The following is a 13,954-nucleotide window of genomic DNA, read 5'->3' on the forward strand; positions in this document are numbered from 1 at the left end:
CTGCTGCCGGCCGGTCGTGCTTTGATCGATCCAAGGTTGGACCCCCACCTGCACCCTCGAGAACCAGCACGGAGTACCCATGGAGATCTGGCCCGGCCACGCCTACCCGCTCGGAGCGACCTACGACGGGAGCGGCACCAACTTCGCCCTCTTCAGCGAGGTCGCCGAGCGCGTGGAGCTGTGCCTCTTCGAGGGCAGCGGCGAGGACTTCACCGAGACCCGCCTGGAGCTGACCGAGGTCGACGCCCACGTCTGGCACTGCTACCTCCCGCAGGTGCAGCCCGGCCAGCGCTACGGCTACCGCGTGCACGGCCCCTGGGCGCCCGAGCAGGGCCTGCGCTGCAACCCCAACAAGCTGCTGCTCGACCCCTACGCCAAGGCGACCACCCACGAGATCGACTGGGACCCCAGCCTCTTCGCCTACGAGTTCGGCGACGAGGAGTCGCGCAACGACGACGACTCCGCCGCCCACATGATGCTCGGCGTCGTCATCAACCCCTTCTTCGACTGGGAGGGCGACCGCAAGCCGCACGTGCCCTACAACGAGACGGTCATCTACGAGGCCCACGTCAAGGGCCTGACCGAGCTGCACCCCGACGTGCCCGAGGCGCTGCGCGGCACCTACGCCGGCCTGGCCCACCCCTCGGTCACCAGCCACCTCAAGCGGCTCGGGGTGACCGCGATCGAGCTGATGCCGGTGCACCAGTTCATCCAGGACAACACGCTGCTCGAGAAGGGCCTGCGCAACTACTGGGGCTACAACACCCTGGCCTTCCTGGCCCCCCACGCCGACTACGCCGCCGCCGCGCGCGACGAGCACGGCCGCGGGATGCAGGTGCAGGAGTTCAAGGCCATGGTCAAGGCCATGCACGCCGAGGGCATCGAGGTCATCCTCGACGTCGTCTACAACCACACCGCCGAGGGCAACCACCTCGGCCCCACGCTGAGCTTCAAGGGCATCGACAACCAGGCCTACTACCGCCTGGTCGAGGACGACCAGCGCTACTACATGGACTACACGGGCACCGGCAACAGCCTCAACGTCCGCCACCCCCACTCGCTGCAGCTGATCATGGACTCGCTGCGCTACTGGGTCACCGAGATGCACGTCGACGGCTTCCGCTTCGACCTCGCCTCCACCCTGGCCCGCGAGTTCTACGAGGTCGACCGCCTCGCCACCTTCTTCGAGCTCGTGCAGCAGGACCCGGTGGTCAGCCAGGTCAAGCTCATCGCCGAGCCCTGGGACGTCGGCCCCGGCGGCTACCAGGTCGGCGGCTTCCCGCCCCAGTGGTCGGAGTGGAACGGCGCCTACCGCGACGTCGTGCGCGACTTCTGGCGCGGCGAGCCCTCCCTGGGCGACTTCGCCAGCCGCCTGGCCGGCTCCTCCGACCTCTACGAGCACTCGGGTCGCCGCCCCTTCGCCAGCATCAACTTCGTCACCGCCCACGACGGCTTCACGCTGCGCGACCTCGTCTCCTACAACGAGAAGCACAACGAGGCCAACGGCGAGGACAACAACGACGGCGAGAGCCACAACCGCTCGTGGAACCACGGCGTCGAGGGCCCCACCGACGACGAGGCCGTGCTCGAGCTGCGCGCCCGCACCCAGCGCAACTACCTCACCACCCTGCTGCTCTCCCAGGGCGTGCCGATGCTGCTGCACGGCGACGAGGCCGGCCGCACCCAGGACGGCAACAACAACACCTACGCCCAGGACTCCGAGATCGCCTGGATGCACTGGGACCGCCTCGACGAGCCGCTGGTGGAGTTCACCGCCTCCGTCGCGCGGCTGCGCGCCGAGCACCCGACCTTCCGCCGCAAGCGCTTCTTCACCGGCAACGAGGTGCGCTCCGACGACGGCGAGCGCCTCGACGACATCGTGTGGCTGCACACCGAGGGCCGCCCCATGGGCGACGGCGACTGGGAGGCCGGCGACGCCGAGGGCGGCTGCCGAGCGATCGGCATGTACCTCAACGGCCAGGGCATCGCGGGTCTCGACGCCCGCGGCCAGCGCATCGTCGACGACCACTTCCTGCTCTACTTCCACCCCTGCGCGGAGGACGTCGAGGTCACCCTGCCCCCCGGTGAGTACGCCGAGCGCTGGAGCATCGTCATCGACACCGCGGGCGGCCACGAGCGGGGCCAGTCCCTCGACGCCGGCGCCGCCCTGCCGCTGACCGGGCGCAGCGTCGTCGTGCTCCAGCAGCACGCCGACGTCGAGCCCGAGCCCGACAGCTCCGTGGCCGCCTCGGTCAAGGCGCTGACCACCACCACCGAGCAGACCGCCGCCGGCGGCCCCGAGGGCGTCTGATGGCCGGGACCTCCCCCGGGTCCGCACCCGGGGCCACCCCCGCCGGCGGCACCCGGCGACCGGTGTCGACGTACCGCCTGCAGATCACCGAGGACTTCGACCTGCACACCGCTGCGGGGCGGCTGGAGTACCTGCGCGACCTCGGCGTCGACTGGGTCTACCTCTCGCCGCTGCTGGCCGCCGAGCCCGGCAGCGACCACGGCTACGACGTGGTCGCCCACGACCGCGTGGACGAGTCCCGCGGCGGCGCCGAGGGCCTGGCCGCGGTGTCGGCCGAGGCCCGCCGGCTCGGGCTGGGCGTGCTCGTCGACATCGTGCCCAACCACGTCGGCGTGGCCACGCCCACCGACGAGCAGTGGTGGTGGGACGTGCTCAAGCTCGGCCGCGAGTCGGAGCACGCCACCGCCTTCGACGTCGACTGGGCCGCCGGCGACGGCCGCATCCGGATCCCGGTCGTCGGCGACGACGACCTGCCCGAGGGCGACGGCGGACCCATCGGCCACCTCACCCTCTCCCCCGACCGCGGCGAGCTGCTCTACCACGACAACCACTACCCCGTGGCCCCCGGCACGGCCGGCCCCGGCACCGCGGGCGGCGACGACCCGCAGGCCGTCCACGCGCTGCAGCACTACGAGCTCGTCAGCTGGCACACCGCCGACGACGGGCTCAACTACCGCCGCTTCTTCGCCGTCAACACCCTCGCCGCGCTGCGCGTGGAGGACCCCGAGGTCTTCGCCGAGTCGCACCGCGAGATCCGCCGCTGGTTCACCGAGGGCCTCGTCGACGGCCTGCGCGTCGACCACCCCGACGGCCTGCGCGACCCCCAGCGCTACCTCGACGACCTGCGCGACCTCACCGGCGGCGCCTACGTGCTCGTCGAGAAGATCCTCGAGCCCGGCGAGCGGCTCAGCGACTCCTGGGCCACCGACGGCACCACCGGCTACGACGCCCTGGGCCACCTCGACCGCGTGCTCACCGACCCCGCCGGCCAGGCGCCGCTCGACGCGCTCGAGACCCGCCTGCGCGGCCACGAGGTCGACTGGGCCGCGATGATCCACGACACCAAGCGCGAGGTCGCCGACGGCATCCTCGGCAGCGAGGTCCGCCGGATCACCCGCGAGGTGCGCCGGGTCACCACCGAGGCCCCCGAGGCCGCGGTCGTCGACGCCGTGGCCGAGCTGCTGGCCTGCTTCCCCGTCTACCGCTCCTACCTGCCCGACGGCGTCGAGCACCTCGACGAGGCCTTCGCGCTGGCCCGCGAGCACCGCCCCGACCTGGCCGGCACCCTCGACGTGCTGCGCCCCGTGCTCGGCGACATCTGGCACCCGCCGGCGCGCCGCTTCCAGCAGACCAGCGGCATGGTCATGGCCAAGGGCGTCGAGGACTGCGCCTTCTACCGCTGGTCGCGCCTGACCTCCCTCAACGAGGTCGGCGGCGACCCCAGCGTCTTCGCCCTGCCCGTCACCGCCTTCCACGACGCGATGACCGAGCGGCAGCGGGAGTGGCCCCACGCCATGACCACGCTGTCGACCCACGACACCAAGCGCGGCGAGGACGTGCGCGCCCGCATCACCGTGCTCGCCGAGCGCCCCGAGGACTGGGCCGCCGCGCTGGAGCGGCTGCTGGCCCTCGCGCCGCTCCCCGATCCCGGCTTCGGCTCGCTGCTGTGGCAGGCCGTGCTGGGCGCCTGGCCGGCCAGCTCCGACGGCGCCGGGGTCACCGGCGAGGTGCCCGCCGACCTGCGCGAGCGCCTCCACGGCTACGCGATGAAGGCGATGCGCGAGGCCGGTGACCGCACCACCTGGACCGAGCCCGACGAGGCCTACGAGGCGGCGGTCCACGCCGCCGTCGACGCCGCGATCGACTCCGCCGAGGTCCGCGCCGTGCTCGACGGCCTGCTCGCGCAGGTCACCGGGCCGGGCTGGAGCAACGCGCTGGCCGCCAAGCTCGTGGCGATCACCATGCCCGGCGTGCCCGACGTCTACCAGGGCTCCGAGCTGTGGGAGCAGTCGCTGGTCGACCCCGACAACCGGCGCCCCGTCGACTTCGACGACCGCGTCGCGCTGCTCGCCGAGGTCGCCGCCGACGGCGCCGGGGCTCCGCCGCTGACCGCCTCGGTCGACGACCACGGCGCGGCCAAGCTCCGCGTCACGGCCCGCGCCCTCGGCCTGCGCCGCGGGCGGCCCGAGCTCTTCTCGTCGTACGACGGGGTGCGCGCGAGCGGCCCCGCGGCCGACCACGTGCTCGCCTTCGACCGCGGCGGCGCGGTCACCGTGGCCACGCGGCTGCCCGCCGGGCTCGCCGGACGCGGCGGCTGGCAGGACACCCGGCTCGAGCTGCCGGCCGGCGCGTGGCGCGACGTGGTCTCCGACCGCGTCGTGACCGCCGACGAGCAGGGGCTCGCGCTCGACGACGTGCTCGCGACCTACCCCGTCGCGCTGCTGGTGAGGGAGGACTGACATGACCGGGACCACCGGATCCACGACCGGCACGACCCGCGCCCCCGTGCGCGGGCCCTTCGACGTCTGGGCGCCCGTGCCCGAGCGGGTGCGGCTGCACGTCGCCGGCGCCGAGCCGGTGGCGATGACCCGCGGCGACGACGGCTGGTGGACCCCCGCCGGCGCGGTGCCCGGCGCCGACGCCGGACCCGTCGACTACGGCTACCTGCTCGACGACGACGACACCCCGCGTCCCGACCCGCGCTCGCGGCGCCAGCCCGACGGCGTCCACGGCCTCTCGCGCAGCTTCGACCCCTCGGCGTACGCCTGGGGCGACGGCGCCTGGACCGGGCGCCAGCTCGCCGGCTCGGTCGTCTACGAGCTCCACGTCGGCACCTTCACCCCCGAGGGCACCCTCGACGCCGCGCTGGGACGCCTCGACCACCTGGTCGACCTCGGCGTCGACCTCGTCGAGGTGATGCCGGTCAACGCCTTCAACGGCACCCACAACTGGGGCTACGACGGCGTCGCCTGGTACGCCGTGGACGAGTCCTACGGCGGGCCCGAGGCCTACCAGCGCTTCGTCGACGGCTGCCACGCCGCCGGGCTCGGCGTGGTGCAGGACGTCGTCTACAACCACCTCGGTCCCTCCGGCAACTACCTGCCGCTCTACGGCCCCTACCTCACCGAGGGCCGCAACACCTGGGGCGACCTGGTCAACCTCGACCAGGAGGGCTCGGCGCAGGTGCGCCGCTACATCCTCGACAACGTCGCGATGTGGCTCGAGGACTACCACGTCGACGCGCTGCGCCTCGACGCCGTGCACGCGCTGCAGGACACCTCCGCGGTGCACCTGCTGGAGGAGATGGGCCTCGAGGTCGCCGCGCTGTCGGCCCACCTGCGCCGCCCCCTCACGCTCATCGCGGAGTCCGACCTCAACGACACCCGCATGGTCACCCCCCGCGAGGGCGGCGGGCGCGGTCTCGACGCGCAGTGGAGCGACGACTTCCACCACGCCGTGCACGTCGCGCTCACCGGCGAGACCACCGGCTACTACGCCGACTTCGACCCGCTCGAGGCCCTGGCCAAGGTGATCACCCGCGGCTTCTTCCACGACGGCACCTACAGCTCCTTCCGCGAGGCCGACCACGGCCGGCCCGTCGACACCGCGACCATGCCGACCTGGCGCCTGGTGGTCTGCAACCAGAACCACGACCAGATCGGCAACCGCGCCGTCGGCGACCGGCTCACCGAGCACCTCGACGAGGGCGGCCTCGGTCTGGCCGCGCTGCTCACGCTCACCGGCCCCTTCACCCCGATGCTGTTCCAGGGCGAGGAGTGGGCGGCCTCCACGCCGTTCCAGTTCTTCACCAGCCACCCCGAGCCCGAGCTGGGCAAGGCGACCGCCGAGGGACGGATCGCGGAGTTCGCGAAGATGGGCTGGGACCCCGACGCCGTGCCCGACCCGCAGGACCCCGCGTCCTTCGAGCGCTCGAAGCTGGACTGGTCGCAGGTCGAGGACCCCGCGGCCGGCGACGGCGTGCACGCCCGCGTGCTCGACCTCTACCGCCGCCTCGTCGCCCTGCGCCGGGCCCGGCCCGAGCTCACCGACCCCGCCTTCGGCGCCACCACCTGCGAGGTCGACGAGGCGGCCCGGCTGGTCACCATGGGCCGCGGCTCGCTGCGCGTGGTCGCCAACCTCGGCGACCGGCCCGTCGTGGTCACCACCGGCCCGGGCGAGGTGCTCCTGGCCACCGCCGACGGGGTCGTCCTCGACGCCTCCGGCACGCTCACCCTGCCCGCCCACGCGGGCGCGGTGGTCGAGCCGGTCTGACGCGTCCTCGGCACGCCCCACCCGCTCGGCGGCGGACAAGTAAGGCTAGCCTTACCCGGTGCCGACGACCCCCGCTCCCGCGCCGGCCACCGGCGGGGCTCTGCTGCGGCGGGCGCTGCGGCGCAACGCCCCCCGGCTCGGCGGCGCGTCGGCGCTGATCGCGGTGTGGCAGGTGTGCGAGGCGATGGTGCCGGTGATGATCGGCGTGGTCGTCGACCGCGCCGTCGCCACCGGCTCGTGGTCGGCGCTGGCGCTGTGGGGCGGGGTGCTCTGCGCGCTCTTCGCGACCCTGGCCTTCAGCTACCGCGGCGGCGCGATCGTCGGTGAGGGCGCGCTGCAGCGCGAGGGGCACCGGCTGCGCACGGAGGTGTCGGGCCACCTGCTCGACCCCCGTGGCGCCCGCGCCGACCAGGTGCCCGGCGACCTGCTCGCGGTGGCCACCGGCGACGCCGACCAGGCCGCGGCGGTGCTGCGCCAGGCGTGGTTCGCGGTGGCGGCGGTGGTCGGCTTCGCGGTCACCGCGGTGGTGCTGGCCCGCATCGACCTGGTGCTGACGCTGGTGGTGCTGGTCGGCGTACCGGTCGCGCTGCTCGTCAACCACCTGCTGGCCGGCCCCCTCACCCGCCGCAGCGCGGTGCGCCAGGAGGCGCTCGGACGCGCCACCGGCATCGCCACCGACCTCGTCACAGGCCTGCGCCCGCTCAAGGGCATCGGCGCCGAGGACGTCGCGCTGGCGCGCTACCGCCACGAGAGCCACCGCGCCGCCGAGGCCAGCGTCGCCGCCGCCCGCTGGGAGGGCCTGCTGTACGGCGCGACCCAGGGGCTCAGCGGCGTCGTGCTGGTGGTGGTCGCCCTGGTCGCTGGCTCGCGCGCCCTCGACGGGGCGCTGAGCATCGGGGAGCTCATCGCGGTCGTCGGCCTCGCGCAGTTCGTGGCCGAGCCGCTGCAGACCCTGGCCTACTTCGTGGCCCAGCTCGCCCAGTCGCGGGCCTCGGCCGACCGCCTCGTCACGGTGCTCGCCACGCCCCGGCTGCTGCTCGCGGGCGAGGCCGCGGCCACCGGCCCGGCCGACCTCGCCCTCCACGACGTCCACAGCGGCACGCTGCGGGGCGTGGACCTGCGCGCCGCCCCCGGCGAGCTGGTCGCCGTCGTGGCCGAGGACCCCGCCGACGCCGCCGCCCTGGTGCGGCTGCTGCGTGGCGAGCTGCGACCCGACCGCGGCGAGGTGCGCCTCGGCGACACACCGCTCACCGACCTGACCCTGGCCGAGACCCGCCGGCTGCTGCTGGTCGCCGACCACCAGGTCGACCTCTTCGAGGGCACCCTGCGCAGCAACGTCGACCCCGGCGGCCGCCTCGACGACGAGCGCCTCACAGCCGTGCTCGTCGCCTCGGCCGCCGACGAGGTGGTCGCCCACTGCGCGGGCGGGCTGGAGGAGCCGGTCACGGTCGGCGGCACCACGCTCTCCGGCGGGCAGCGCCAGCGGGTCGGGCTGGCCCGCGCCCTCGCCGCACCGGCCCCCGTGCTCGTGCTCCACGACCCCACCACCGCTGTCGACGCCGTCACCGAGCACCGCATCGCCGCCGCCCTCGTCGCGGAGCGCCACCCGGGCGAGCAGGGGGCGGCGGCCGCCACGAGTGGCGCGCCCACGACGCTGCTGCTCACGAGCAGCCCGGTGCTGCTGGCGCGCGCCCACCGCGTCGTGCACCTCGACGCGGGGCGGGTGAGGGCCACCGGCACCCACGCGCAGCTGGTGCGCGACGACAGCGCCTACCGCGAGGCGGTGCTGCGATGACCACCCTGCTCCCCCGCTCCACCCCCCGCGAGGCCGCCCGGCTGACGCTGACCCTGCTGCGCCGTCGTCGCCTCGACGTCGCGCTCACCGCCGGGCTCTACGTGCTCGTCGGGCTGGCCGGTCTCGTCGCGCCCTGGCAGCTCGGCGCCGTCGTCGACACCGTCGCCGAGGGCGGCAGCCGCGACGACGTCGTGCGCTCGGCGCTGTGGATCCTCGGCGCCGCCGTCGTGGTCATGGTCGGCACCGCGCTCGCCACGGGCCGCCTCGCACGGGCCGGCGAGCCGGCGCTGGCCGAGCTGCGCGAGCAGGCCCTCGACCGGGCGCTGCACCTCGACGGCGCCACCGTCGAGGAGGCCGGCAGCGGCGACCTGCTCAGCCGCGTCGGCGACGACGTGCGCCTCGTCGCGCAGTCGCTCACCGAGGTGGTGCCGCTGCTCGTGGGCTCGGCGCTCGCGATCGTGCTCACCGCCGGCGGACTCTTCGCGCTCGACTGGCGGCTGGGGCTGGCCGGGCTGCTGACGGCCCCGGCGTACGTGCGGGCGCTGCGGTGGTACCTCCCCCGCTCCGCCCCCCTCTACCAGCGCGAGCGCGAGGCCAACGGCGTGCGCGCACAGGCCTTCCTCACCGGCGTGCACGGCAGCCGCACCCTGCGCGCCCACGGCCTCTCCGCCGCCCACCAGGAGCAGGTCGACGCCGCCTCGTGGGCCTCGGCGCGGATCTCCCTCGACGTGGTCGGCTTCTTCACCCGCTTCGGGCTGCGGCTCAACCGCGCCGAGCTGGTGGGCCTGCTGCTCGTGCTCGTCGCGGGCTTCCTGCTGGTGCGCGCCGGGGAGGCCAGCGTCGGCGAGGTCACCGCCGCGGGGCTGTACTTCCACCGGCTCTTCAACCCCATCGGCGCCGTGCTCTTCCTCTTCGACGCCGCCCAGTCGGCCGGCGCCTCGCTGACCCGCCTCGCCGGCCTCGCCCTGCTGCCCGCGCGCGTGCCGCCCCACGGCACCCGCGCCGGCACCGACACCACCCTGGAGGTCCGCGACCTCACCCACGAGTACGCCGAGGGCCGCCCGGCCGTCGACGGGGTCTCGCTGCGGGTGCCCGCCGGGCAGCGCGTGGCCGTCGTCGGGGCCAGCGGCGCGGGCAAGACCACCCTCGGCTCGGTGGTCGCCGGGCGCCTCGCCCCGACCCGCGGGGAGGTGCTGGTCGGGGGCCTGGCCGCCGACCGGGTCGTCGCGCCGGGTCGCGCGGGCCGACCGACCGTGGCGCTGGTGAGCCAGGAGGTGCACGTCTTCACCGGCAGCGTGCGCGACAACCTCACCCTGGCCCACCCCGGGGCCGAGGAGGCCGAGGTGGTCGACGCCCTCGACGCCGTCGGCGCCCTCGGCTGGGTGCGGGCGCTGCCCGAGGGGCTGGACACCGCGGTGGGCGCCTCCGCCCACCCCCTCACCCCGGCCCAGGCCCAGCAGCTCGCGCTGGCCCGCGTCGTGCTGGCCGACCCGCTGGTGGTCGTGCTCGACGAGGCCACCGCCGAGGCCGGCTCCGCCGGCGCCCGCGACCTCGAGGCCGCTGCCCTCGCCGTCACCCGTGGCCGCACCTCGCTGACGATCGCCCACCGGCTCACCCAGGCCGCCAGCGCCGACCGGGTGGTCGTCATGGCGGCCGGTCGCGTCGTCGAGGACGGCCCCCACGCCGACCTCGTGGCCGCCGGCGGCCCCTACGCCCGCCTCTGGGCCGCCTGGTCGGGCACCGAGCCCGCTCCCCCCGCGCAGCTGTGACGCCGGGTCGCCTCCTCTGCCGGCCCGTCGTGACGGGCGGCAGATGCGCTGACGGGGCGTGAGCGCTGGGCGGCGCGGCGTGACCGGTGGCGGCGTGGGGCGGGTCAGTCGGCGGCGGGGCCGAGGAGGTCCTCGACCCAGGCGGGCACGAGGACGCCGGCGGGGCCGTGACGGGCCTCGCGGAACCACGCGGTGCCCTCGCTGGGCTGCAGGTTGAGCTCGAGGGTGCGCACACCGTGGCGGGCGGCCTGCTGCACGAAGCCGGCGGCGGGGTAGACCGCGCCGGAGGTGCCGATGGAGACGAAGAGGTCGGCGCGGCCGAGGGAGTCGAGGATGCGGTCCATCTCGTAGGGGATCTCCCCGAACCACACCACGTCGGGCCGCAGCGCCGGGGCCCCGCAGCCGGGGCAGGCGGGGTCGCCGCCCATCGGGCCGTCCCAGGGGTGACGGCCCTCGCAGGCCAGGCACCACGCCTTGAGCAGCTCGCCGTGCATGTGCAGCACCCGGGTGGAGCCGGCGCGCTCGTGCAGGTCGTCGATGTTCTGGGTCACCACGAGCAGGTCGTCGCCCAGCGCCTCCTCCAGCCGCGCGAGCGCGCGGTGGGCGGGGTTGGGCACGACGCCGGCGAGCGCGGCGCGGCGTGCGTCGTAGAACTCGTGGACCAGCACCGGGTCGGCGACGTAGGCCTCCGGCGTGGCGACGTCCTCGACGCGGTGGCCCTCCCACAGCCCGTCGGCGTCGCGGAAGGTCGGCACCCCGCTCTCGGCGGAGATGCCCGCCCCGGTCAGCACGACGATCCTCACGGCCGCCACCCTAGGGGGTCCCTGCGCGCGGGGCGCCCCGCTGCGTCCGCGGAGCGACCGCGCCCGACCCGGGAGCCCCCTCGTCCGGGCGTGGGCCGCTCAGCCCGCGTCGACGATGTCGAAGATGACCTGGAGGCCGTCGTTGCCCGTCGACGTCGCCTCCACGGCGCCCTCGCCGTCGGGCGAGGCGATCTCGCAGCGCGAGGTGTCGCCCGGGGTGGCCGAGAGGTCGTCGGAGCACTCGACGGAGTCCACGGTGATGCCCTGGTCCTCGACGTAGTCGGCCACGAAGTCGGCCAGGGCCGCGGCGGTGACGTAGAGGTCGATGGAGAAGTCGACGTCGTCCTCGTTGACGGTCTCCACCGTGGCACGGATGTTGGTCTCCTGCGGGTCGCCCTCGGCGGTGGCGACGCACTCCTGCGAGGCGCCCTCCTCGGCGTCGAGGTCGCCCTCGCAGGTGACGTCGATCGTGTCGGCGTCGGCTCCGGTGATGAAGCCCGCGACCTGGGTCTCGAGCTCCTCCTGGGCGACCGTCGCCGTCTCGGTGCCGGCGCTGACCGAGCCGCTGCAGCCCGCGGCCAGCAGGGCGACGGCCGCGGCGAGCGCGAGGCCCGCGCGACGGGCGGGCGACGACGTGGAGGGCTGACGGGTGGGACGCGGCACGGGACACCTCGGCGGTCGACCTGGCTGCCCGCGATCGCGGGCCCGCGCCAGTATGGAGCCGTCCGCGCCCCCGCCGGGCCCGAACGCCGCGCCCGGTCCACCCGGTCTAGCCGTCCCCCGCGCCGGCCCGCGGACGGGCGGCGCGCGTCCTACTGACCGTTGCGACCTCTACCTGACAGTCATGACGCCCTGCCAGTGGTCGCAACGATCAGTAGGACGCGATCGCGGCGCGGCTCAGTAGTACCAGGGGAAGGGCGACCAGTCGGGCTCGCGCTTCTCGAGGAACTGGTCGCGGCCCTCCTGGGCCTCGTCGGTCATGTAGGCCAGGCGGGTGGTCTCCCCGGCGAAGAGCTGCTGGCCCACGAGGCCGTCGTCGATGGCGTTGAAGGAGTACTTCAGCATCCGCTGGGCGGTGGGCGACTTGCCGTTGACCAGGCGGCCCCACTCCAGGGCGGTGGCCTCGAGCTCGGCGTGGGGCACGGCGCGGTTGACGGTGCCCATGCGCACGCCGTCCTCGGCGGAGTACTCCTGGCCGAGGAAGAAGATCTCGCGGGCGACCTTCTGGCCCACCTGGCGGGCGAGGTAGGCCGAGCCGAAGCCGCCGTCGAAGGAGCCGACGTCGGCGTCGGTCTGCTTGAAGCGGGCCTGCTCGAGGCTGGCCAGGGTCAGGTCGCACACGACGTGGAGGCTGTGGCCGCCGCCGGCGGTCCAGCCCGGCACGACGCAGATGACGACCTTGGGCATGAAGCGGATCAGCCGCTGCACCTCGAGGATGTGCAGGCGCCCGAGGCGGGCCTTGTCGACGGTCTCGACGGTCTCGCCCTCGGCGTACTGATAGCCCGCGCGGCCGCGGATGCGCTGGTCGCCGCCGGTGCAGAAGGCCCACTTGCCGTGCCGCTCGGCCGGGCCGTTGCCGGTGAGCAGGACGCAGCCGACGTCGCTGGTGGTGCGGGCGTGCTCGAGCACCCGCAGCAGCTCGTCGACGGTGTGGGGGCGGAAGGCGTTGAGCACGTCGGGGCGGTCGAAGGCCACCCGCACCGTGCCGTGCGCCCGCGCGCGGTGGTAGGTCAGGTCGGTCAGGTCCTCGAAGCCGGGCACGACGTCCCAGGCCTCGGCGTCGAAGATCTCCGACACCCCGTCGATGGCGCTCATGCGGGCAGGCTATCGCCGCGGGCCGCTGCGACCCGCCGGGGTCTGGAATACCGCCGCGCCGCGTGGTCTCCTGGCCCCATGGCACTGAGTGGAGAGTACGAGCCGAGCCCCGAGAAATGGGTCCGCGAGCAGGTCGAGCGCTACGAGGCCACCGGCGGCGCCGAGGCCAACACGCTGCCCGACCGCCCCGACTGGCCGATCGTGGTGATCACCTCGCGGGGCGCGAAGTCCGGCAAGCTGCGCAAGAACCCCGTGATGCGCGTCGAGCACGACGGCGTCTACGCCGCGGTCGCCTCCAAGGGCGGCGCCCCCGAGCACCCGACGTGGTACCACAACTTCCTGGCCCACCCCGAGGTCGAGCTCCAGGACGGCCCCGAGCCCCACACCTACCGGGCGCGCGTGGCCGAGGGCGAGGAGCGCGCCGTGTGGTGGGAGCGGGCGGTGGCGGTCTACTCGCCGTACGCCGAGTACCAGGAGAAGACCGACCGCGAGATCCCGGTCTTCCTGCTCGAGCGCACCGACTGAGACCCGGCCCGCTCGGGCCGGGTCAGGCCCACCATGTGAGGGTCACCGGGTCAGGGCCGGGCGATGGTCATGGCCAGGCCGGCCAGGTGGCCGATCCGGGCGACCTCGGAGTCGAGGAACTCCGGGCCGCCGCGGCGCCCGACGACGACGATCTCGTTGCCCGAGAGCCGGGCGCCGACGTGGATGGTCGTCTCCTCGCCCTCGACCTCGAGGCGCGCCGCGCGCTCGACCTCGACGAAGGGGAGCACGGCGGGGGCCGCCGCGGTGGCGTAGGTGACGCCCTGCGAGCGGTGCACCCGCGCGGCCCAGTCGGAGCGGAAGACCACCGGCAGCAGGTCGACCAGCCGGTCGGGGGCCTCGCTCGGGTTGGTGGTGAGGTCCTCGACGGCCTCGAGGTCGAGGAAGAGGTTGCCACCGGCGCCGTAGCGGCTGATCCACACCACCCGCACCCCGGCGAGCGCGTTGCAGGCCGAGACGATGGTGTCGGGCATGGCGGTGGGCGGCAGCTCGAGCAGCACGTCGTCGAGGGCGGTGCCGTCGTGGCGCTTCTCGACGATCTCGATCGCCTCGATGTCGCCCCCGGCCTCACCGATGGCGCCCGCGAGGCGTCCCAGCGATCCGGGGACGTCGGGCAGCTCGACACGCAACAGGAAGGACACGCCGC

10 protein-coding genes are annotated in these 13,954 nt (G+C 74.7%); 6 read left to right on the top strand and 4 right to left on the bottom strand.

Annotated elements, in window-relative coordinates; all coding sequences use genetic code 11:
- The first annotated feature begins 79 nt into the window (after window positions 1-79).
- The 5 genes from glgX (at window position 80) to LPA27_RS01390 (ending at window position 10,147) form a co-directional block, all read left to right on the top strand.
- Window positions 80-2,311, top strand: coding sequence for a glycogen debranching protein GlgX (glgX, locus tag LPA27_RS01370; protein ID WP_228941233.1), 2,232 nt, complete (start codon window positions 80-82; stop codon window positions 2,309-2,311).
- 62 nt (window positions 2,312-2,373) lie between these two features.
- Window positions 2,374-4,770, top strand: a complete 2,397-nt coding sequence (gene treY, locus LPA27_RS01375; protein WP_228941234.1) for a malto-oligosyltrehalose synthase — start codon at window positions 2,374-2,376, stop codon at window positions 4,768-4,770.
- 1 nt (window position 4,771) lies between these two features.
- Window positions 4,772-6,583, top strand: a complete 1,812-nt coding sequence (treZ, locus tag LPA27_RS01380) for a malto-oligosyltrehalose trehalohydrolase (protein WP_228941235.1) — start codon at window positions 4,772-4,774, stop codon at window positions 6,581-6,583.
- A 58-nt stretch (window positions 6,584-6,641) separates the two neighbouring features.
- Complete coding sequence (locus LPA27_RS01385; RefSeq protein ID WP_228941236.1) at window positions 6,642-8,378, top strand: ABC transporter transmembrane domain-containing protein; 1,737 nt, start codon at window positions 6,642-6,644, stop codon at window positions 8,376-8,378.
- Window positions 8,375-10,147 (top strand): ABC transporter ATP-binding protein, encoded by a 1,773-nt coding sequence (locus LPA27_RS01390; protein WP_056903166.1) that lies wholly within the window; start codon window positions 8,375-8,377, stop codon window positions 10,145-10,147. The genes LPA27_RS01385 and LPA27_RS01390 overlap by 4 nt, the downstream gene beginning before the upstream one ends.
- Before the next feature lie 104 nt (window positions 10,148-10,251).
- Here the strand turns inward: LPA27_RS01390 and LPA27_RS01395 are convergent, their stop codons facing one another.
- The 3 genes from LPA27_RS01395 to LPA27_RS01405 all read right to left on the bottom strand — a co-directional run bounded on the left by LPA27_RS01395 (window position 10,252) and on the right by LPA27_RS01405 (window position 12,765).
- Window positions 10,252-10,950, bottom strand: coding sequence for an NAD-dependent deacylase (locus LPA27_RS01395; RefSeq protein WP_228941237.1), 699 nt, complete (start codon window positions 10,948-10,950; stop codon window positions 10,252-10,254).
- A 99-nt stretch (window positions 10,951-11,049) separates the two neighbouring features.
- Complete coding sequence (locus LPA27_RS01400) at window positions 11,050-11,613, bottom strand: DUF4333 domain-containing protein (RefSeq protein ID WP_228941238.1); 564 nt, start codon at window positions 11,611-11,613, stop codon at window positions 11,050-11,052.
- Window positions 11,614-11,847: 234 nt separating this feature from the next.
- The gene (locus tag LPA27_RS01405) at window positions 11,848-12,765 is read right to left on the bottom strand and encodes a 1,4-dihydroxy-2-naphthoyl-CoA synthase (protein ID WP_056863109.1); all 918 of its coding nucleotides are present in this window, start codon (window positions 12,763-12,765) and stop codon (window positions 11,848-11,850) included.
- A gap of 78 nt (window positions 12,766-12,843) precedes the next feature.
- On the opposite strand from LPA27_RS01405, the gene LPA27_RS01410 reads away from it, so the two are divergent.
- Window positions 12,844-13,290 carry a nitroreductase family deazaflavin-dependent oxidoreductase gene (locus tag LPA27_RS01410; protein WP_056863108.1) on the top strand — a complete coding sequence of 149 codons (447 nt, stop codon included), beginning with the start codon at window positions 12,844-12,846 and terminating at the stop codon, window positions 13,288-13,290.
- Between the two features lie 50 nt (window positions 13,291-13,340).
- On the opposite strand, the gene LPA27_RS01415 is transcribed toward LPA27_RS01410, so the two are convergent.
- Window positions 13,341-13,949 carry an ACT domain-containing protein gene (locus LPA27_RS01415; RefSeq protein WP_056863107.1) on the bottom strand — a complete coding sequence of 203 codons (609 nt, stop codon included), beginning with the start codon at window positions 13,947-13,949 and terminating at the stop codon, window positions 13,341-13,343.
- Between the last annotated feature and the right edge of the window lie 5 nt (window positions 13,950-13,954).

Source organism: Nocardioides sp. Leaf374, from assembly GCF_916862475.1.
Taxonomy (GTDB): domain Bacteria; phylum Actinomycetota; class Actinomycetes; order Propionibacteriales; family Nocardioidaceae; genus Nocardioides; species Nocardioides kribbensis.

What these genes read in the sequence shown, in the direction of transcription:
- LPA27_RS01390 (WP_056903166.1), top strand. Translation starts at nt 8,375, where the DNA reads ATGACCACCCTGCTCCCCCGCTCCACCCCCCGCGAGGCCGCCCGGCTG.
- treZ (WP_228941235.1), top strand. Translation starts at nt 4,772, where the DNA reads ATGACCGGGACCACCGGATCCACGACCGGCACGACCCGCGCCCCCGTG.
- glgX (WP_228941233.1), top strand. Translation starts at nt 80, where the DNA reads ATGGAGATCTGGCCCGGCCACGCCTACCCGCTCGGAGCGACCTACGAC.
- LPA27_RS01410 (WP_056863108.1), top strand. Translation starts at nt 12,844, where the DNA reads ATGGCACTGAGTGGAGAGTACGAGCCGAGCCCCGAGAAATGGGTCCGC.
- LPA27_RS01405 (WP_056863109.1), bottom strand. Translation starts at nt 12,765, where the DNA reads ATGAGCGCCATCGACGGGGTGTCGGAGATCTTCGACGCCGAGGCCTGG.